This window comes from Variovorax durovernensis, assembly GCF_977011995.1.
Genome location: NZ_CDRNCW010000001.1, coordinates 5,576,188 through 5,594,704, shown reverse-complemented (window position 1 = coordinate 5,594,704; position 18,517 = coordinate 5,576,188). Strand labels below are relative to the sequence as shown.

General features: G+C 67.7%; 16 protein-coding genes. 12 read left to right on the top strand and 4 right to left on the bottom strand.

The features are described 5' to 3' along the window. Window positions 1-4: 4 nt before the first annotated feature. From ACWV14_RS26570 to ygiD, 5 genes are all read left to right on the top strand, one after another. Entirely contained in the window at window positions 5-1,588 is a 1,584-nt protein-coding gene (locus ACWV14_RS26570) for an ABC transporter substrate-binding protein (protein WP_422088124.1), read from the top strand. A gap of 119 nt (window positions 1,589-1,707) precedes the next feature. Further along, window positions 1,708-2,619: an ABC transporter permease gene (locus ACWV14_RS26565; RefSeq protein WP_454904515.1), complete on the top strand. Its 912-nt coding sequence runs from the start codon at window positions 1,708-1,710 to the stop codon at window positions 2,617-2,619. Window positions 2,620-2,751: 132 nt separating this feature from the next. After that, window positions 2,752-3,822 carry an ABC transporter ATP-binding protein gene (locus ACWV14_RS26560; RefSeq protein WP_454904514.1) on the top strand — a complete coding sequence of 357 codons (1,071 nt, stop codon included), beginning with the start codon at window positions 2,752-2,754 and terminating at the stop codon, window positions 3,820-3,822. Continuing rightward, complete coding sequence (locus ACWV14_RS26555) at window positions 3,819-4,859, top strand: ABC transporter ATP-binding protein (protein WP_454904513.1); 1,041 nt, start codon at window positions 3,819-3,821, stop codon at window positions 4,857-4,859. Before ACWV14_RS26560 ends, ACWV14_RS26555 begins: the two co-directional genes overlap by 4 nt. 75 nt (window positions 4,860-4,934) lie before the next feature. Further along, window positions 4,935-5,843 (top strand): 4,5-DOPA-extradiol-dioxygenase, encoded by a 909-nt coding sequence (ygiD, locus tag ACWV14_RS26550; protein WP_454904512.1) that lies wholly within the window; start codon window positions 4,935-4,937, stop codon window positions 5,841-5,843. Between the two features lie 18 nt (window positions 5,844-5,861). Here the strand turns inward: ygiD and zwf are convergent, their stop codons facing one another. Beyond that, window positions 5,862-7,334: a glucose-6-phosphate dehydrogenase gene (gene zwf / locus ACWV14_RS26545; protein WP_454904511.1), complete on the bottom strand. Its 1,473-nt coding sequence runs from the start codon at window positions 7,332-7,334 to the stop codon at window positions 5,862-5,864. A 143-nt stretch (window positions 7,335-7,477) separates the two neighbouring features. Between zwf and ACWV14_RS26540 the strand changes: the two genes are divergently transcribed. Genes ACWV14_RS26540 through ACWV14_RS26525 form a run of 4 tightly spaced genes read left to right on the top strand, consistent with a single transcriptional unit; the run spans window position 7,478 to window position 12,486 of the window. Next, on the top strand, window positions 7,478-8,491 hold the full coding sequence (locus ACWV14_RS26540) for an ABC transporter substrate-binding protein (protein ID WP_454904510.1): 1,014 nt from the start codon (window positions 7,478-7,480) through the stop codon (window positions 8,489-8,491). Then, the gene (locus tag ACWV14_RS26535; RefSeq protein ID WP_454904509.1) at window positions 8,492-10,765 is read left to right on the top strand and encodes an ABC transporter permease; all 2,274 of its coding nucleotides are present in this window, start codon (window positions 8,492-8,494) and stop codon (window positions 10,763-10,765) included. Next, window positions 10,762-11,811, top strand: a complete 1,050-nt coding sequence (locus ACWV14_RS26530) for an ABC transporter ATP-binding protein (protein WP_454904508.1) — start codon at window positions 10,762-10,764, stop codon at window positions 11,809-11,811. Before ACWV14_RS26535 ends, ACWV14_RS26530 begins: the two co-directional genes overlap by 4 nt. 12 nt (window positions 11,812-11,823) lie before the next feature. Beyond that, a complete protein-coding gene (locus tag ACWV14_RS26525) occupies window positions 11,824-12,486 on the top strand; it encodes an HAD family hydrolase (RefSeq protein WP_422088115.1) in 663 nt (220 codons plus the stop codon). On the opposite strand, the gene ACWV14_RS26520 is transcribed toward ACWV14_RS26525, so the two are convergent. Beyond that, window positions 12,432-13,100, bottom strand: a complete 669-nt coding sequence (locus ACWV14_RS26520) for a lipocalin family protein (RefSeq protein WP_454904507.1) — start codon at window positions 13,098-13,100, stop codon at window positions 12,432-12,434. The two genes, ACWV14_RS26525 and ACWV14_RS26520, sit on opposite strands and share 55 nt — an antisense overlap. Before the next feature lie 256 nt (window positions 13,101-13,356). Here ACWV14_RS26520 and tal point away from each other — a divergent pair, with 256 nt between their 5' ends. The 3 genes from tal (at window position 13,357) to ACWV14_RS26505 (ending at window position 16,342) form a co-directional block, all read left to right on the top strand. Beyond that, a complete protein-coding gene (gene tal / locus ACWV14_RS26515; protein WP_454904506.1) occupies window positions 13,357-14,313 on the top strand; it encodes a transaldolase in 957 nt (318 codons plus the stop codon). A 2-nt stretch (window positions 14,314-14,315) separates the two neighbouring features. After that, window positions 14,316-15,869, top strand: coding sequence for a glucose-6-phosphate isomerase (gene pgi / locus ACWV14_RS26510; protein WP_454904505.1), 1,554 nt, complete (start codon window positions 14,316-14,318; stop codon window positions 15,867-15,869). A 140-nt stretch (window positions 15,870-16,009) separates the two neighbouring features. Continuing rightward, the gene (locus ACWV14_RS26505) at window positions 16,010-16,342 is read left to right on the top strand and encodes a DUF805 domain-containing protein (protein WP_422088111.1); all 333 of its coding nucleotides are present in this window, start codon (window positions 16,010-16,012) and stop codon (window positions 16,340-16,342) included. Window positions 16,343-16,386: 44 nt separating this feature from the next. Here ACWV14_RS26505 and ACWV14_RS26500 read toward each other — a convergent pair whose 3' ends face one another. Both ACWV14_RS26500 and ACWV14_RS26495 read right to left on the bottom strand, forming a co-directional pair. Continuing rightward, a complete protein-coding gene (locus ACWV14_RS26500) occupies window positions 16,387-17,436 on the bottom strand; it encodes a 4-hydroxythreonine-4-phosphate dehydrogenase PdxA (RefSeq protein ID WP_454904504.1) in 1,050 nt (349 codons plus the stop codon). A gap of 37 nt (window positions 17,437-17,473) precedes the next feature. Further along, the gene (locus tag ACWV14_RS26495; protein ID WP_454904503.1) at window positions 17,474-18,457 is read right to left on the bottom strand and encodes a Bug family tripartite tricarboxylate transporter substrate binding protein; all 984 of its coding nucleotides are present in this window, start codon (window positions 18,455-18,457) and stop codon (window positions 17,474-17,476) included. Between the last annotated feature and the right edge of the window lie 60 nt (window positions 18,458-18,517).

The window sequence follows — 18,517 nt, the reverse complement described above, 5'->3', positions numbered from 1 at the left end:
TCCCATGAGTTTCAAGAAGAATGTGGCCGCGGCCGCCGTTTTGTGCGCCCTGAGCGCCGTCAGCATGGTCGCCGGCGCGCAGACCATCCGCATCGCGAACCAGGGGGACGCGCTATCGCTGGACCCGCACTCGCTCAACGAATCGCTGCAGTTGAGCGTCACCGCCAACGTCTATGAAACCCTCGTGGGCCGCAACAAGGACCTGAGCCTTGCACCGCTGCTGGCCACCAGCTGGAAGCAGACTTCGCCGAACGTCTGGCGCTTCGAACTGCGCAAGGGCGTGGTGTTCCACGACGGCACGCCGTTCACCGCCGACGACGTGGTGTTCAGCTTCGCGCGCGCCCAGGGCGACGGCTCCGACATGCGCGCCACGCTGAGCGACATCAAGGCCGTGCGCAAGGTCGGCGACCTCGCGGTCGAGATCGAGACCAACGGGCCGTTCCCCATCCTGCCCGACGTGATCTCGCTGACGATGATCATGAGCAAGAAATGGTGCGAGGAAAACCAGGCCACCAAGCCGGTCGACCGCCGCAAGGGCATCGAGAACACCGCCTCGTTCAAGGCCAACGGCACCGGCCCGTTCCGCGTGCGCGAACGCCAGCCCAACGTGCGCACCGTGTTCACGCGCAACGGCACCTACTGGGGCAAGATCGACGGCAACGCGCAGGAGATCATCTTCACGCCCATCGCCAACCCCGCCACCCGCGTGGCCGCGCTGGTCTCCGGCGAAGTCGACGTGATGGAGCCGGTGCCCGTGCAGGACATCGCCCGCATCAACGCGGCGCCCAACGCCCGCGTCATCACCGGCCCCGAGATGCGCACCATCTTCCTGGGCATGGACCAGAAGCGCGACGAACTGCAGTACTCGAACATCAAGGGCAAGAACCCGTTCAAGGACAAGCGCGTCCGCCAGGCTTTCTACCAGGCCATCGACATCGTCGGCATCCAGCGCACCGTGATGCGCGGCGCCTCCAGGCCCACCGGCCTGCTGGTCGGCCCCGGCATCAACGGCTGGACTGCCGAGCAGGACAAGCGCCTGCCCTACGACGTGGAGGCCGCCAAGAAGCTGCTGACCGAAGCCGGCTACCCGAACGGCTTCGAGGTGTCGCTCAACTGCCCGAATGACCGTTACGTGAACGACGGCCAGATCTGCCAGAGCGTGGCGTCCAACCTCGCGAAGATCGGCGTCAAGATCAACCTCGTGGCCGAGACCAAGGGCACCTACTTCCCGAAGGTGCTGCGCCGCGACACCAGCTTCTATATGCTGGGCTGGACTCCGACCACCTACGACTCGCACAACGCGCTGAGCTCGCTCACCTCCTGCCCCGACGACAAGGGCACCGGCCAGTTCAACCTGGGCGCCTACTGCAATCCCAAGCTGGACGAGCTGACCAAGCAGATCCAGTCGGAGACCGACAAGGCCAAGCGCAACGAGCTGATCAAGGAAGCCTTCAAGATCCACTCCGACGACATCGGCCATCTGCCGCTGCACCAGCAGTCGCTGGCCTGGGGCGTGAGCAAGAAGGTCGAACTGGTGCAACTGGCCGACAACTTCATGTACTTCAAGTGGATGAGCATCAAGCCGTAAGGATGCCTGCCCCTCGGCTTTTCACTCCGCTGCGCTGCGTGTAATTCGCCACCCCCCCAGGGGGTGGCACGGCCGCCCAGGGGCGGCCCGGCGGCGGCCTTACGCGGATTTGCTTCACGATGAAAAAAACACTTGCCCGTTGGCTCGACAGCGATGTCGGCTACAGCTTTCGCACATCGCCGGTGGCCATTGCCGCGGCGATCATCGCGCTGGTCTGCGTCGTTTGCGCGGTGTTCGCCGGCTGGGTGTCGCCGCACAACCCCTTCGACCTGGCCGCCCTCGAACTCGGCGACGCGCGGCTACCTCCCGCCTGGAGCGCCGAAGGCTCGTCCAAGTACCTGCTGGGCACCGACGACCAGGGGCGCGACATTCTCTCGGCCGTCATCTATGGCGCGCGCATCTCGCTGATCGTCGGCCTCGTGTCGGTGGTGCTGTCGGTCGTGGTGGGCGTGGTGCTGGGCCTGGTTGCCGGATTCTTCGGCGGCTGGCTCGATTCGTTCCTCATGCGCGTGTGCGACGTGATGCTGTCGTTTCCGCCCATCCTGGTGGCGCTGCTCATTGCCGGTGTCGGCCGTGCGCTCTTTCCCAACGCGCAGGAGTCGCTGGCCTTCGGCGTGTTGATCATTTCCATCTCGCTGACCGGCTGGGTGCAGTACGCGCGCACGGTGCGCGGCTCCACGCTGGTGGAGCGCAACAAGGAATACGTGCAGGCCGCGCGCGTCACCGGCGTGGCGCCGCTGCGCATCATGCTGCGCCACGTGCTGCCCAACGTGATGGGGCCGGTGATGGTGCTGGCCACGATCCAGGTGGCCACGGCCATCATCACCGAGGCCACGCTGTCTTTCCTGGGTGTCGGCGTGCCGCCCACCTCGCCGTCGCTGGGCACGCTCATCAGCATCGGCAACCAGTACCTGTTCTCGGGCGAATGGTGGATCACGGTGTTTCCGGGCCTGATGCTGGTACTGATCGCGCTCAGCGTGAACCTGCTCGGCGACTGGCTGCGCGATGCCCTGAATCCGAGGCTTAGATGATCACCCCCAGTCTTCGCGCACTTCGTGTCGCTTCGCCAACCCCCTTGCAGGGGGCAACACCTGCGGCCCGGCAAAGCCGGTTCCGCGGTGTTCCTGATATGTCACCCGTGGAGTTCGGTGGAAGGTAGCGCCATGAGCTTGTTGCAAGTCAAAGACCTCGTCGTCGAGTTCCCGCACCGCCGAGGCACGCTGCGCGCGCTCGACCGGATTTCCTTCGACATCGCGCCCGGGGAAATCCTCGGCGTGGTGGGCGAATCGGGCGCCGGCAAGTCGCTCACGGGCGCGGCCATCATCGGCCTGCTCGAGGCGCCGGGCCGTGTGGCCGGCGGTGAAATCCGCCTCGAGGGCCAGCGCATCGACAACCTCGGCTTCGATGCGATGCGGCCCATTCGCGGGCGCAAGATCGGCGCGATCTTCCAGGATCCGCTGACTTCGCTGAATCCGCTGTACACCGTGGGCCGGCAGCTGGTCGAGACCATCCGCGCGCACCTGCCGGTGACCGACGCCGAGGCCCGCAAGCGCGCCATCGGCCTGCTGCAGGACACCGGCATTCCCGCCGCCGAGCAGCGCATCGACCACTTTCCGCACCAGTTTTCAGGCGGCATGCGGCAGCGCGTGGTGATCGCGCTGGCGCTGGCCGCCGAGCCCAAGCTGATCGTGGCAGACGAGCCGACCACCGCGCTGGACGTGTCGATCCAGGCGCAGATCATTCAGCTGCTCAAGCGCATCTGCAAGGAGCGCGGCGCGGCCGTGATGCTGATTACGCACGACATGGGCGTGATCGCCGAGACCTGCGACCGCGTGGCCGTGATGTATGCCGGGCGCATCGCCGAGATCGGCCCGGTGCACGAGGTGATCCACCAGCCCGCGCACCCCTACACCTCGGGCCTGATGGCCTCGATTCCCGACATGACGAGCGACCGCGAGCGGCTCAACCAGATCGACGGCGCCATGCCCCGGCTCAATGCCATTCCGACGGGCTGCGCCTACAACCCGCGCTGCCCGCGCACCTTTGCCCGTTGCTTGACCGAGCGGCCGGAACTCATGCATGCCGGCGCCACCCGCGCGGCCTGCTGGCTGCACGACGCCACCGACCCGCACACCGGCCAGGCCGAACTGGCCGCCAAGCACCACGACGCGCTGGCGGCCGGCGAACGCGCCACGCCCGAGGCGGCCGAACCCCTGAGCGAGGTGACGCGATGAGCGCAGCAGTGATCGAACCCCGCGGCAACGCACCCGCCGCAGCCGGCGAACCGCTGGTGGTGGCGCACGACTTGGCCCGCACCTTCGACGTTTCGCCGCCCTGGCTCAACCGCGTGCTCGAACGCAAGCCGCGCGTGCTGCTGCATGCGGTGGACGGCGTGAGCTTCTCCATCGAGCGCGGCAAGACGCTGGCGCTGGTGGGCGAGTCGGGCTGCGGCAAGAGCACCGTGGCGCGCCTGCTGGTGGGCCTGTATGCACCCACGCGCGGCGGGCTGCAGTTCGACGGGCAGGACGCGCATGCCGCGTTCAAGACCCCCGAAGGCCGCAAGCTGCGCCGCCGCATCCAGATGATCTTCCAGGACCCCTACGCGAGCCTGAACCCGCGCTGGATCGTGGAAGACATCATCGGCGAGCCGCTGCGCGAGCACGGCATCATCAGCGACAAGGCCGCGCTGCGCGAACGCGTGGGCGAACTGCTCAAGTCGGTCGGCCTCTCGCCGCTGGACATGAGCAAGTACCCGCACCAGTTCTCGGGCGGCCAGCGCCAGCGCATTTCCATTGCCCGCGCGCTCGCCACGCAGCCCGAGTTCCTGGTGTGCGACGAGCCCACCTCGGCGCTCGACGTGAGCGTGCAGGCGCAGGTGCTCAACATCATGAAGGACCTGCAGCGCGAGCAGGGCCTGACCTACCTCTTCATCTCGCACAACCTCGCGGTGGTGCGCCACGTGGCAGACCAGGTCGGCGTGATGTACCTGGGCCGGCTGGTCGAGGTGGCCGACAAGCAGAAGTTGTTTGCCGCGCCGCAGCATCCGTACACGCGCATGCTGCTCGACGCCATTCCGCAGATGAAGCACACCGGCCGCTCGCGCACGCCGGTGCAGGGCGAAGTGCCGAACCCGCTGAACCCGCCCACGGGCTGCGCCTTCCATCCGCGCTGCCCGCATGCCAATGCGCGCTGCTCGGCGGAGCGGCCGAAGCTGCTGGGCATCAAGGGTGTGCAGGTGGCGTGCCACGCGGTAGAAGAGAGGCGCATCTAGCGCGGCGCCCGCCGATCTTCGAAAAGTGTGCGCAAAGGCACCGCCTTGCGCCGAAAACCGTTGCAGAGTGCCCCCATGCCAATGACGACCACTCTTGCAACCTCCGAACTGGGCCGCCGCGGCTTCCTCATGGGCTCCGCCCTCGGTGCAACCGCGGTGCTGGCTTCCCTGGCCTGCAGCGTGCAGGCTGCAGGCGCAGCTACGCGGCGCATGCCGGTCGTCTTCATCGGCCATGGCTCGCCCATGAATGCGATCACCGACAACGCCTTCACGCGGCGCCTGTCGGCATGGGGGCAGGAGCTGCCGCGGCCATCGGCCATCCTCAGCGTGTCGGCGCACTGGCTGAGCCGGGGCGCCACGGGCGTCGGCATGCAGGAGCGGCCGAAGACCATCCACGACTTCGGCGGCTTCCCGCAGGCGCTGTTCGATGTCGAATACCCCGCGCCCGGCCACCCGGCGCTCGCGCGGGAAACCGTAGGCGCGGTGAAGCAGGCGCCGGTGATCGGCACCGACCAGTGGGGCCTGGACCACGGCACCTGGACAGTGCTGAAGCATCTGTACCCGAAGGCCGACGTGCCCGTGTTCCAGCTCAGCATCGACTACGACAAGCCGGCAGCCTTCCACTACGCGGTGGGGCGGGACCTGGCTGCGCTGCGCGACAAGGGCGTGCTGGTGATGGGCAGCGGCAACGTGGTGCACAACCTGCGCGCCACCGATCGCGGAACGCCGGACGGCCCCAGCGCCAGCCGCCCCTGGGCGCAGTCTTTCGACGATGCGGTGAAGTCCGCGCTGGCCGGCCGCGACGACCGCGCGCTGGTCGACTACGCGAAGCTGGAAGGCGCGTCGACCGCGGTGGCCACGCCCGACCATTACTACCCCTTCCTTTACGCCCTCGGCGCCGCCGGCAGCGGCGAGCGCGCGAAGACGGTCTACGAGGGGTTCCAGTCGGGCACGCTCAGCATGCGTTGCCTGCAGTTCGGCTGAGCGCGGCCCGAGCGGGCGTTACTGCTCCTCGCCCCAGGAGAAGCCGTCGCGCGCGATCATCGCGCTCGACGCGCTCGGGCCCCAGGTACCGGCCGCATAGGGGCGCGGGCCGCCGTCCGATTCCCAGCTGTCGATCAGCGGCTCGACCCAGCGCCACGCCTCTTCCTGCTCGTCGCTGCGCACGAACAGGTTGAGCCGGCCGTCGATCACGTCGAGCAGCAGGCGCTCGTAGGCACCCACGCGCTCGGCGCCGAAGCGCTTGTCGAAGTCCAGGTCGAGCTGCACCGGCGCCAACTGGTTGGCCGAGCTCTGGTTGCCGTTGGTGCGCTGGCGGTTGTCCTGGGCCTGCGCGAGCATGTGCAGCTCCAGTCCGTCCTTGGGCTGCAGGTTGATGACGAACTTGTTCACGTTGCCGGCCGGCGCGCGATAGATGGCGTGCGGCGTGGGCCGGAAGTTGACCTCGATGCGTGCGTCGCGCGAGGCCAGCCGCTTGCCGGTGCGGATGTAGAAGGGCACGCCGGCCCAGCGCCAGTTGGCGATTTCGGTGCGCAGCGCCACGAAGGTCTCGGTGCGGCTGTCGGGGTTCACGCCCGGCTCGTCGCGGTAGCCCTGCACCCGCTCGCCGTAGGCCGTGCCGGCCGTGTACTGGCCGCGCACCGCGTGCAGGCTCAGGCTTTCGGGCGTCCAGGGCTTGAGCGCGCGCAGCACCTTGAGCTTTTCGTCGCGGATGGCGTCGGCGTGCGAGTTGATCGGCGGCTCCATGCCGATGGCGCACAGCAGCTGCAGCGCGTGGTTCTGCACCATGTCGCGCAGCGCGCCGGTCTGGTCGTAGAAGGCGCCGCGCTTTTCCACGCCCAGGTCTTCGGCGATGGTGATCTGGATGTTGGCGATGTGCTCGCGGCGCCAGATGGGCTCGAACAGCGCATTGCCGAAGCGCATGGCAAACAGGTTCTGCACCGAGGGCTTGCCCAGGTAGTGGTCGATGCGGAAGACCTGATTTTCCTGGAGCACCTTGCCCACGGCCGCGTTGATGGCGCGGTTGGACGCGAGGTCGTGGCCCAGCGGCTTTTCCAGCACGATGCGCGTCCTGGGGCCGTTCATGCCGGCGGCGGCGATCTGCTCGACCACCTGCGTGAAGAGCGCGGGCGCGGTGGCCACGTACATCACCACCGTGTCGGCGTCGCGCTGCTTGAGCAGTTCCGAAAGGCGCGCGTAGTCTTCCGTCCTGGACAGGTCCATGCGCAGGTAGTGCAGCATCGACGCGAACTTCTTGAACTCGTCCGGCGAGGGCCGCTTGGCGCCTTCGACCGCATTGAAGCGCGACTGGATGAGCTCGCGGTACTGGTCGTCGGAGTGATCGTCCCGAGCCACCCCGATGATTCGCCCGTCTTGCGGCAGGCTGCCGTGCCGGAATGCCTGGAACAGCGCGGGCATGAGCTTGCGCCACGCGAGATCGCCAGTACCGCCGAACAGAACGAGATCGAAGCTCATGAGAAAACTTTCCTTTGTCTGAGTGCCGAGCAGGCCGATGTGCCAGTTGCGATGGTACTTGTACCGATTCGCGAGACCTGTACTAAAGCTACGCTGCACGATGGCCGCAAGGCCATTTTTTTATGCCGAGGTGGAGATTCCGAATGAAGAACAAGCTTTTTACCGCAGCCGCGCTGCTGGGTCTGTCGGCCGCCGCGTCGGCCCAGACCGTCAACGTCATCTGCTCGGTGCAGGCCGAGTGGTGCAACGTGATTTCCACCGTCTACGCGCGTACCACCGGCGTGCGCATCAACATGGCGCTCAAGGGCTCCGGCGAGGCGCTGGCCCAGCTGATCGCCGAGAAGGACAACCCCAAGACCGACGTCTGGTTCGGCGGCACCGGCGACCCGCACCTGCAGGCCGCCGAACAGGGCCTGACGCTCGAATACAAGTCGCCCACGCTGTCGCAGCTGCACCCCTGGGCCCAGCAGCAGGCCAAGCAGTCGGGCTACAAGACCGTGGGCATCTACTCGGGCCCGCTGGGCTTCGGCTACAACCCCGAGCTGCTGGCCAAGAAGAAGCTGCCCGTGCCCAAGACCTGGGCCGACCTGCTCAAGCCCGAGTACAAGGGCGACATCCAGGTGGCGAACCCCGCGTCGAGCGGTACCGCCTACACCATGATAGCCACGCTGGTGCAGATGATGGGCGAGGACAAGGCCTTCGACTATCTGAAGGCGCTGCACAGGAACGTGGGCCAGTACACCCGCTCGGGCACCGGCCCGATCAAGGCGGTGGCGCGCGGCGAAACCGCCATCTCCATCAGCTTCGTGCATGACGGTCCGGGCGAGAAGATGCAGGGCTTCCCGGTCGAGACCATCACGCCGAGCGACGGCACCGGCGCCGAGATCGGCTCCATGAGCATCATCAAGGGCGCGCGCAACCTCGACGCCGCCAAGAAGTTCTACGAATGGGCGCTGACGCCCGCCGCGCAGGAGCTGGGCGCCGCCAACAAGCAGTTCCAGCTGCCGAGCAACGTGAACGCCAAGCTCGACCCGCGCATTCCCGACTTCAAGAAGATCAAGTTCATCGACTACGACTACGCCAAGTACGGTGCCAGCGCCGAGCGCCGCCGCCTGATTGCGCGCTGGGAAAAAGACGTCAATTCGCTGCCCCGCTAAGTGGAAGCGCGCGCTATCGAAGGCGCGCCGGTCAACCCGGCGTCCCTGGCCGCCGCCCGGCGTTCGCAGCGCTGGATCCGGGTTTGGGTCGCGTTGGGCCTGGCGGCCTATCTGCTGCTGCCCTGGTATGCGATCCAGGATTCGACCTGGTACGAAGCCGTTCCGCAGGTGTTCAGCCAGGCGGAGGGCGCCAACGGACTGATGCAGGCGGCCACGCAGGGGCGCGGCTGGCTCTTCATCGGGCTGGCGGGGCTGCTGCTGTGCGCCGTGGGCGCATGGCTGCCGGCCGGCAAGGCCCAAGGGCGCTGGCTGCTGGCGGGCGGGCTGATAGGCGCGCTCGGGCTGGCGGTCGCGGGCTTCACCATCGGTGCGCGCGGCTGGAGCTTTGCCGCGCTCAATGCGCAGTTCGGCGAGCTGGCGGTCAACCAGTTCGGCATCGGCGCGGGCGGCTTCGTGGCGCTCGCGGCGCTGGTGCTGTTGATGGCCTTCGGCATCGCGCGGCTGGGCCTGTTCAAGGGAGACCTGTTCGTGTCCGCTGCCGTCGTCGGCTGCGGCGTGCTGATGGCGTTGTTCATCGCCTACCCGGTGAGCAAGGCGCTGTCGGGTGCTTTCTTCAATGAAGACGGGCAGTGGTCGATCACGGCCTTCGTCGCCCGCGTGTTCACCGAGCGCATCTGGGGCCTGGGGTGCCTGAGCGGCGGCGTGCGCTGCGGCGTGGCCTGGAACACGCTGGTGCTGGCGCTGCTCACGGCCGCCGGCACCACCTTCCTGGGCACGCTGATGGCGCTGATGGCCGAGCGCGGCAGCAAGCGCGGGCAGGGCGCGCTGCGGGTGCTGGCGCTGCTGCCGATCATCACGCCGCCGTTCGTGGTGGGGCTCGGGCTGATCCTGCTGTTCGGCCGCGCCGGCATCGTCAACCAGGTGCTGGAGAGCGTGTTCGGCATCGAACCCACGCGCTGGTTCTATGGCATGCCGGGCGTGCTGGTGGCGCAGTTGTTCGCCTTCACGCCCATCGCCTTCATGATCATGCGCGGCGTGGTGCAGGGCATCGCGCCCAGCCTGGAAGAGGCGGCGCAGATGCTGCGCGCCGACCGCCGCCGCACCTTCTTCACCATCACGCTGCCGCTGCTGAAGCCCGGGCTGGCCAATGCATTCCTCGTGGGTTTCATCGAGAGCATTGCCGACTTCGGCAACCCGGTGGTGGTGGGCGGGCAGTTCTCGGTGCTGTCGACCGACATCTTCTTTGCCATCGTCGGCGCGCAGTACGATCAGGGCCGCGCCGCGTCGCTGGCCTGGGTGCTCACGCTGTTCGCGCTCGGCGTGTTCGCGCTGCAGCGCGGCCTGCTGGGCAAGCAGAACTACACCACCGTGAGCGGCAAGGGCGACGCCGGCATCGCGATGGCGCTGCCCGACGGCGTGCGCCGCACCATCTACTGCATCGCCATGCCGTGGATCGCGTTCACCGCGGTGGTCTACCTGTTCGCCTTCGCGGGCGGCTTCGTGCAGACCTGGGGGCGCGACTACAGCTTCACGCTGAACCACTTCAAGAGCGCCTTCGCGCTGGAGTGGGGGCAGTTCGGGCTGGTGTGGGCGGGCACGGCGTGGAACTCGCTGATCACCACGCTCAAGCTCGCGGGCATTTCGGCGCCAATCACCGCCGCGCTGGGCCTGCTCATCGCCTGGCTGCTGGCGCGCAACGAGTTCAAGGGGCAGGGGCTCTTCGAGTTTGGCGCGCTGCTGGCCTTCGCGATTCCGGGCACGGTGCTGGGCGTGAGCTACATCCTGGCCTTCAACGTGCCGCCCTTCGAGCTCACGGGCACGGGGCTGATCATCGTGCTGTGCTTCATGTTCCGCAATTTGCCGGTGGGCGTGCGGGCGGGCACTGCTGCATTCAAGCAGCTCGACCGCTCGCTCGACGAAGCCTCGCTGATGCTGCGCGCATCGACCTCGCAGACGCTCTTCAAGGTGGTGCTGCCGCTGCTCAAGCCTGCCCTGGTGGCCGCGCTGGTTTACAGCTTCGTGCGCGCCATGACCACGGTGAGCGCGGTGATCTTCCTGGTCACGGCCGAGAACGAACTGGCCACCACCTACATCATCGGCCGCGTCGGCAACGGCGACTACGGCATTGCGCTGGCTTACTGCACGGTGCTCATGATCCTGATGTCGCTGGCGATTGCGCTGGTGCAGTGGGTGGTGGGGGAGCGCAAGCTGGGCAGACGCGGGGCGACGCCCGGACACCAGGGGCATCACAAAATGGAAAGCTTGGCACCATGAACGGCATCGAATTCCGCAACGTCACCAAGCGCTACGGCACCGACAAGAACGCGCCGCTGGCGGTCAAGGGCATCAGCTTCGAGGTGCCCGTGGGCACGCTCACCACCATCCTCGGCCCCTCGGGCTGCGGCAAGACGACCACGCTGCGCATGATCGCGGGACTCGAATCGCCCACCTCGGGCTCGATCTTCATGGGCGGGCGCGACGTGACCACGCTGGGCCCGGCCGAGCGCAACGTCAGCATGATGTTCCAGAGCTATGCGCTGTTCCCGCACATGAACGTGATCGAGAACGTGGGCTACGGCCTGCGCATGAGCGGCGTGAAGAAGGACGAGGCCACTTCGCGGGCGCGCGAGGCGCTGCGCGGCGTGGGCCTGGTCGGTTTCGACGAGCGGCTGCCCAGCGAGCTTTCGGGCGGCCAGCAGCAGCGCGTGGCGCTGGCGCGCGCGCTGGTGCTGGAGCCGGCGGTGCTGCTGTTCGACGAGCCGCTGTCCAACCTCGACGCCCGCCTGCGGCGCGAGATGCGCGAGGAAATCCGCACGCTGCAGCAGCGGCTGAAGCTCACGGTGGCCTACGTCACGCATGACCAGAGCGAGGCGCTGGCCGTGAGCGACCAGATCATCGTCATGGACCACGGCGTGATCGCCCAGCGCGGCACGCCCGAGCAGCTCTACGGCCGGCCCGAAAGCGAGTTCGTCGCCGGCTTCATGGGCGAGGCGATGGTGTTTCCCGCCACGGCGCAGGCCGACGGCAGCGTGGCGCTGGGGCCGCTGCGCCTGCAGCCGCGCTACGCGGTGGCGCCCGGCACGGTAAAAGTGGCGGTGCGGCCCGAGGCCTGGCAGATCGGCGCCCACGGCGCGGCGGACGGCCTGCCGGCCACGCTGCGAAAGTCGGCCTACCTCGGCAGCTTCTACGAATATGGCTTCGACACCACCCTGGGGCCGGTCTTCGTGGTGTCGACCGACCTGTCCCGGCCGCTGGCCGCAGGTGCCCAGGCGACGCTGTCCCTCGGAGCCCATGGCGTGAGCGTGGTGCCCGGCGCATGAAACAATGGCGCCATGAACGTGGTTTTCGATCTTGGCGCCGTGCTGTTCGCATGGGAGCCCACCCGCCTGGTACAGACTCACCTGGCGTCCCATGCACCCACCGAGGCCGCCGCGGCCGCGATGGGGCGGGCGCTTTTCCATCACGACGACTGGACCGGCTTCGATTGCGGCACGCGCACGCTGGATGACGCCATCGCCCGCATGTCGGCCCGGCTGGCACTGCCGCCGGAGCCGCTGCATGCGATGCTGCAGGGGCTGGGCGAGCGGCTGGAGCCCATCGGCGTCACGGTCGGGATGCTCGAGCAGCTCATAGAACACCGCGAAGCCGGCCAGCCGCTGCGCCTGTACTACCTGTCGAACATGCCCGCGCCCTACGCCCGGGCCATCGAGCGCCGGCATGCTTTCATGCGGCGCTTCGACGGCGGGGTGTTCTCGGGCGACGTGAAATTCCTCAAGCCTGAGCGCGAGATCTACGAGGTGCTGGCCATGCGCTACGGCCTCGACCCTGAGCAGACGGTGTTCATCGACGACTCCGCCGCCAACGTGGAAATGGCGCGTGCCTTCGGCTGGCACGCCATCCATTGCACCTCGCCGGCCATGCTGCCGTCGCAGCTGCAGCGTTACCTGCCGGTCAACACGACCTTGTCGGTGTCGAACCCCAGGCTGCGGGCGTAGTCGAGCTCGGCTTCCAGCACCGCGGCATCGAGCCGCGGCGCGCGCGACAGCACCCAGAGGTACTGCCGGTCCGGCGTGCCGACCAGCGACACCTGGTATTCGCGGTCGAGCTTCAGGATCCAGTAGTCGCCCCACACCAGCGGCAGCCAGCTGAGCCATGCCGGGGCAAAGCGCACTTCGAGGCGGCCCGCGCCGGGCTGGCCCGCCACGGGCACCACGCGCGCGGTGCCGATGGCCTCGTCGAAATTGCCGTCCGCCCGCACGCAGCGGTTGAGCACCTGCACGGTGCCGTCGGGCTGCGGCGTGTATTCGGCGGTGACGGGGCCCGTGCATTGTTTCTGGAAGCGGTTGGGCAGGCGGGCCTGCTCATGCCACATGCCGGCATAGCGCTGCAAATCGACCGGCGCCACCACCTGCAGCGGCGCGCGCATCAACGGAGCGCCGTCGGCCGGACCGGCGGGCTGGGCGCGGGCGGTGCGCGCCGCCCCCAGCGCCAGCCAGGTCGCGACGCCGCCCACCACGAAGGCCGTGGCCATGGCGCCGATCGCATGGCTGGTGCGGCGGTCGTCGAAAGGTCGGACGGCGGGCGCCGTGGGGCGCGGGCGTTGGGTCATGGGGCACTCCTGGAAGGGATGGAAAAGTTCAGCATCCGCTTCAGGGTAGGTGGGGAGCGGGCGCCTGGCCGTCAGTCGCGGACCACAGCCGCTGTAGGGCGAGGAGGCCGGACGCGGTGCCCAGGGAATCGGACAACCCCACGGGCATCAGGCTGATGGAGCCGCGCGGGAACCCGTGCTACGGTGCGCATGAAAACATCGGCCAACGCGCAACTGCGTGCAGGACTTGTCATAACCCGCACAGGATAATGATTTCATGAACCAACTCGATGCCCTCCGCCAGTGGACCACCGTTGTCGCCGACACCGGTGACTTCAAGCAACTCAGCGTTTCCAAGCCGCAGGACGCGACCACCAATCCGTCGCTGATCCTCAAGGCCGTGCAGAAGCCCGAATACCGGCCGCTGCTCGACGAGACCGTGAAGAAGCACGCAGGCAAGCCGCTCGACGAGGTCATCGACCGCCTGCTGGTGCGCTTCGGCACCGAAATCCTTTCCATCATTCCGGGCCGCGTGTCGACCGAAGTCGACGCCCGCCTGTCCTTCGACACTGCCGCGACCATTGCCCGTGGCGAGCGCATCGTGGCGCTCTACAAGGCCGAAGGCATCGACACCGAGAAGCGCCTGCTCATCAAGGTGGCTTCCACGTGGGAAGGCATCGAAGCCGCGCGCGCGCTCGAGCAGAAGGGCATCCGCACCAACCTGACGCTGCTGTTCTCGTTCGCGCAGGCCGTGGCCTGCGGCGCGGCCGGCGTGCAGCTCATCTCGCCCTTCGTGGGCCGCATCTACGACTGGTACAAGAAGTCGGCCGGCGCCAAGTGGGACGAGGCCGCCAGCGCTGGCGCGAACGACCCCGGCGTGAAGTCGGTGCGCGAAATCTTCAACTACTACAAGCAGCACGGCATCAAGACCGAAGTGATGGGCGCGAGCTTCCGCAACGTCGGGCAGATCAAGGCGCTGGCCGGCTGCGACCTGCTGACCATCAGCCCCGAACTGCTGGCCGAACTGGCCGCCAGCAACGAGCCGCTCGAACACGCGCTCGACGCCAAGGCCGCGGCCAAGGGCGACGCGGCCAAGGTGAGCTACGACGAAGCCGGTTTCCGCTTCGCGCTCAATGAAGACGCCATGGCCACCGAGAAGCTCGCCGAAGGCATCCGCGCCTTCGCGGCCGACGCCGTGAAGCTCGAAAAGCTCATGCAGGAAAGCGGCAAGTAAACATGGCCATGCAACTTCGCTGCGACCGTGCGCCGGCCTGGGCGCAGCTGCAGTCCGCCTTCGAAATAGCGGGCCGCCAGTTCGACGTGCGCCATGCCTTCGTCGACGACGCGGGCCGATTCGAGCGCTTCAGCCAGGAGGCGCCCTACGTCTTCGCCGACTTGTCGAAGAACCTGATCGACGCGCGCACCGAAGAGCTTCTGCTCGCGCTGGTCCGCGAATGCGGCCTCGAGGCGCACCGCGACGCCATGTTCGCCGGCGAGCACATCAACAACACCGAAGACCGCGCGGTGCTGCACACGCTGCTGCGCGCGCCGGCCGATGCGCCTACCGGCCCGAAGACCGCGAACGAGCTGCGCGAAGTGCACGCCACGCTCGACGCGATGCTGGCCTATGCCGAGAGGGTGCGCGCCGACCACACGATCACCGACGTGGTCAACATCGGCATCGGCGGCTCCGACCTCGGCCCGCAGATGGCGGTGCTGGCGCTGGCCGAGTTCGCCGCGCCGGGCAAGCGCTTCCACTTCGTGTCGAACGTCGACGGCCATGAACTGGCAGGCGTGCTGAAGGGTCTGGCGCCCGAGCACACGCTGTTCCTCATTGCCTCGAAGACCTTCACCACGGCCGAGACGATGACCAACGCGCAGTCGGCCAAGCGCTGGTACGAGCAATCGGGCGGCACCGGCATCGCTGGCCACTTCGCGGCGCTCACCACCAACGTGGAAGCGGCGAAGAAGTTCGGCATAGACACCACCTTCGGCTTCTGGGACTGGGTGGGCGGGCGCTATTCGCTGTGGTCGGCCATCGGCCTGCCGATTGCGCTGGCCATCGGTGCCGACGGTTTCCGCCGGCTGCTGGCGGGCGCGCATGCGATGGACGAGCACTTCCGCACCGCGCCGCTGGAGCGCAATCTGCCGGTGCGCCTGGGCCTGCTCGACGTCTGGTATCGCAACTTCCACAAGTTCACGAGCCGCAGCATCGCGCCGTATCACAGCGCGCTGAAGCGCGTGCCGGCCTACCTGCAGCAGCTCGAGATGGAAAGCAACGGCAAGCAGGTCGATGCAGACGGCAAGCCCGTGGCCTTCGGCACTTCGCCGGTGCTGTGGGGCGAGCCGGGCACCAACGGCCAGCATGCCTACTTCCAGATGCTGCACCAGGGCACGGACGTGATCCCGCTCGAATTCGTGGCGGTGCGCGACGCCTCGCATGACCTCGAAGGCCATCACCCGAAGCTGCTGGCCAACGCGCTCGCGCAGGCACAGGCGCTGATGGTCGGCAAGCTCGACGAGGGCGGCCACAAGAACTTCCCGGGCAATCGGCCGAGCACCTTCTTCGTGTTCGAGAAGCTCACGCCCGAATCGCTGGGCGCCTTCCTCGCGATGTACGAGCACCGCGTGTTCACCAGCGGCGCGCTGTGGGGCATCAACAGCTTCGACCAGTGGGGCGTGGAGCTGGGCAAGGTGCTCGCCAGGGACATCGAACCGCGCCTTGCGTCCGGTGACATCACCGGGCTCGACGCTTCCACGGCCGGCCTCCTCAAGCGCCTCGGCAGCTGAATCAACCGCTGAAAAATGCACTGGATAAGCCGTTTGTTTGCGAACGGATGGCTGTTTTTGGCTGTATTTGTGGTTGAAAGATGCGCCGATATGATCGGCCCAGGGAAATTCCCCTGGGGTCAATCAAGAGGAGCCGGTAAATGGATTTTCAAACAGCGGTCAAGACCTGTCTCAACAAGTACGTGGACTTCACCGGGCGCGCATCGCGCTCCGAGTTCTGGTGGTTCGTGCTTGCGCAGCTGGTGGTTCTCATCGTGGCAAGCCTGATTCATCGGTTCCTGTACGGCATCGCGGCCCTGGCCCTGCTGCTGCCCGCGCTGGCCGTGGGAGCGCGCCGCCTGCACGACATCGGCAAGAGCGGCTGGTTCCTGTTGCTGGCGCTCATCCCGCTCGTCAACCTCGTGCTGATCTACTTCTACGTGCAGCCGACCCAGCCCGAGCCCAACAGCTACGGCGAACCACCGACCGCCTGAGTTTTCAAATGAAAGGGCCGCGCAAGCGGCCCTTTTTGTTTGGCTCACCCGGCCGGCTTGCGCACAGGCGCGCCGCTGGCCATGCGCACGCACAGGTCGAAGGCCTGCTGCAGCCCCTCGATCTGCGCGATGCCCCGGCCCGCGATGTCGAAGGCGCTGCCGCTGGCCGACGTGGCCACCGGCACCGGCAGGCCGCCGTGCAAGGTCACGCCCTGCTCGAAGCCCATGAGCTTCATCGCGATCTGGCCCTGGTCGTGGTACATCGACACCACCGCGTCGACATCGCCGCGCCGGGCACCGATGAACACCGTGTCGGGCGAGAACGGGCCTCGCGCGTCGAAGCCTTCGGCGCGCAGCTGCTCGATGGCAGGCGCGATGATTTCTATCTCTTCCATGCCGATCGAGCCGCCGTCGCCCGCGTGCGGGTTGAGCCCCGTCACTGCGATGCGCGGATGCGCCACGCCCGAGCGGCGCAACGCGGCGGCGATGATCTTCACCGCGTCGCTCACGCCCTGCACCGTGATGTGGCTCGCCACGTCTTTCAGCGGAATGTGCGAGGTCACGCGCGAAGTCCAGAGCGAGCCCGTAAGGTTGAACTCGCAGACGAAGCCGGTGACGGCAAAGCGCTCCTGCATGTAGCGCAGTTCGTCCTCGTGCACCAGGCCGCCCAGGCGCAGCGAGTGCTTGTTGAGCGGCGCGAACAGGATCGCCTCGGACTGGCCGCGCCGCACTGCCAGCGTGGCCAGCTCCAGCGCCTCGAACGACGCCCGGCCTGATTGCTCGTTCGATTCGCCGAGCACTGGTTCCTGCCCTTGCATCCAGTCCTGCGCGAGCAGGGTGGGGCGGCCGTCCTCGAAGCGCAGCGTGTCGAGGCTGTCGGCCCGCAGCACGTCGAGCTTCGCGCCCGCCACCCGCTCGCCGGCCGCGAGCACGACCGGGTCGGCGATCAGCAGCACGCGGGCCGCATCCAGGTTGCGCTGGCGCGCCAGGAGCTTCACGGCCATCTCGGGGCCAATGCCGCTCGGGTCGCCGAGCAGCACGACGATGCGGGGTTTGGCGAGGGTCACGCCGGGGGTTGGGGATGGGGTGGGCATGTTGTCGGATGCGTTGTGAAAAAAAGTAGCGGCCGGCTCACTCGGCCTTGATGTTGGCTTCGCGCACGAGCTGGCCGTAGTGCTCGAACTCCTGCCTGTTCATGGCCGCGAAGGGCTCGCCCGTCAGGGCGCCGGGTTCGCCGCCCAGCGCCTTGATGCGCGCCTGCACGTCGGCCATCTTCAGCGTGCGGCCGAGTTCGGCGCTCAGCCGCTCGACCGCGGGGCGCGGCGTGCCGGCAGTCACGTAAAGGCCGTACCAGGTGGACACGTCGGCGCCCTTGATGCCCTGCTCGGCCAGCGTGGGCACGTCGGGCAGTTCGGGCGAGCGCTGGGGCGCGCTCACGGCCAGCGCGCGGAACTTGCCGGCCTTGATCTGGCCCATGGCCGAGGAGGTGCTGTCGAACATCATGTCGACCTCGCCCGCGATGATGTCGACGTGCGCCTGCGAGCTGCCCTTGTAGGGCACGTGGATCGACTTCATGCCTGTGGCCAGGTTGAAGGCCTCGCCGCCCACATGCTGCGTGCTGCCGATGCCCGAGGACGCGTACTTGAAGCCGCCCGGCTTGGCAGCCATGGCCGTCACGAGATCCTTCACCGACCTGTAGGGCGAGCTGGCCGACACCACCAGCACGTTGGGCATCACCGCCACCAGCCCGATCGGTTGCAGGTCTTTGAGCGGGTCGTACTTGAGCTTGAGGATGTGGGGCGCCACCGCCTGTGCCGTGTTGGTGGCCAGCAGCAGGGTGGCGCCGTCGGCCGGCGCGCGGGCCGTGAGTTCGCCCGCGATGGTGTTCGATGCGCCGGGGCGGTTCTCGACCACCACCGTCTGCTTGAGGGTCTGCGAGAACTTGTCGGCCAGCACGCGCGCCAGGATGTCGGTGCCGCCGCCGGGCGAGGCGCCGACCATGATGCGCATCGGCTTGTCGGGGTAGGGCGCCTGCGCACCGGCCGTGAGCGGGGCCGTCGCGAGCAGCATGGCCGCCGCCAGCCCCGCCGCGCGGGCCAGGAAAGAAAGCTTCATCGGGTTGTCTCCAGCTTGTTATGGCGTTGAGCGTACGGAGCTTCGCGTTCGCGATCCAAT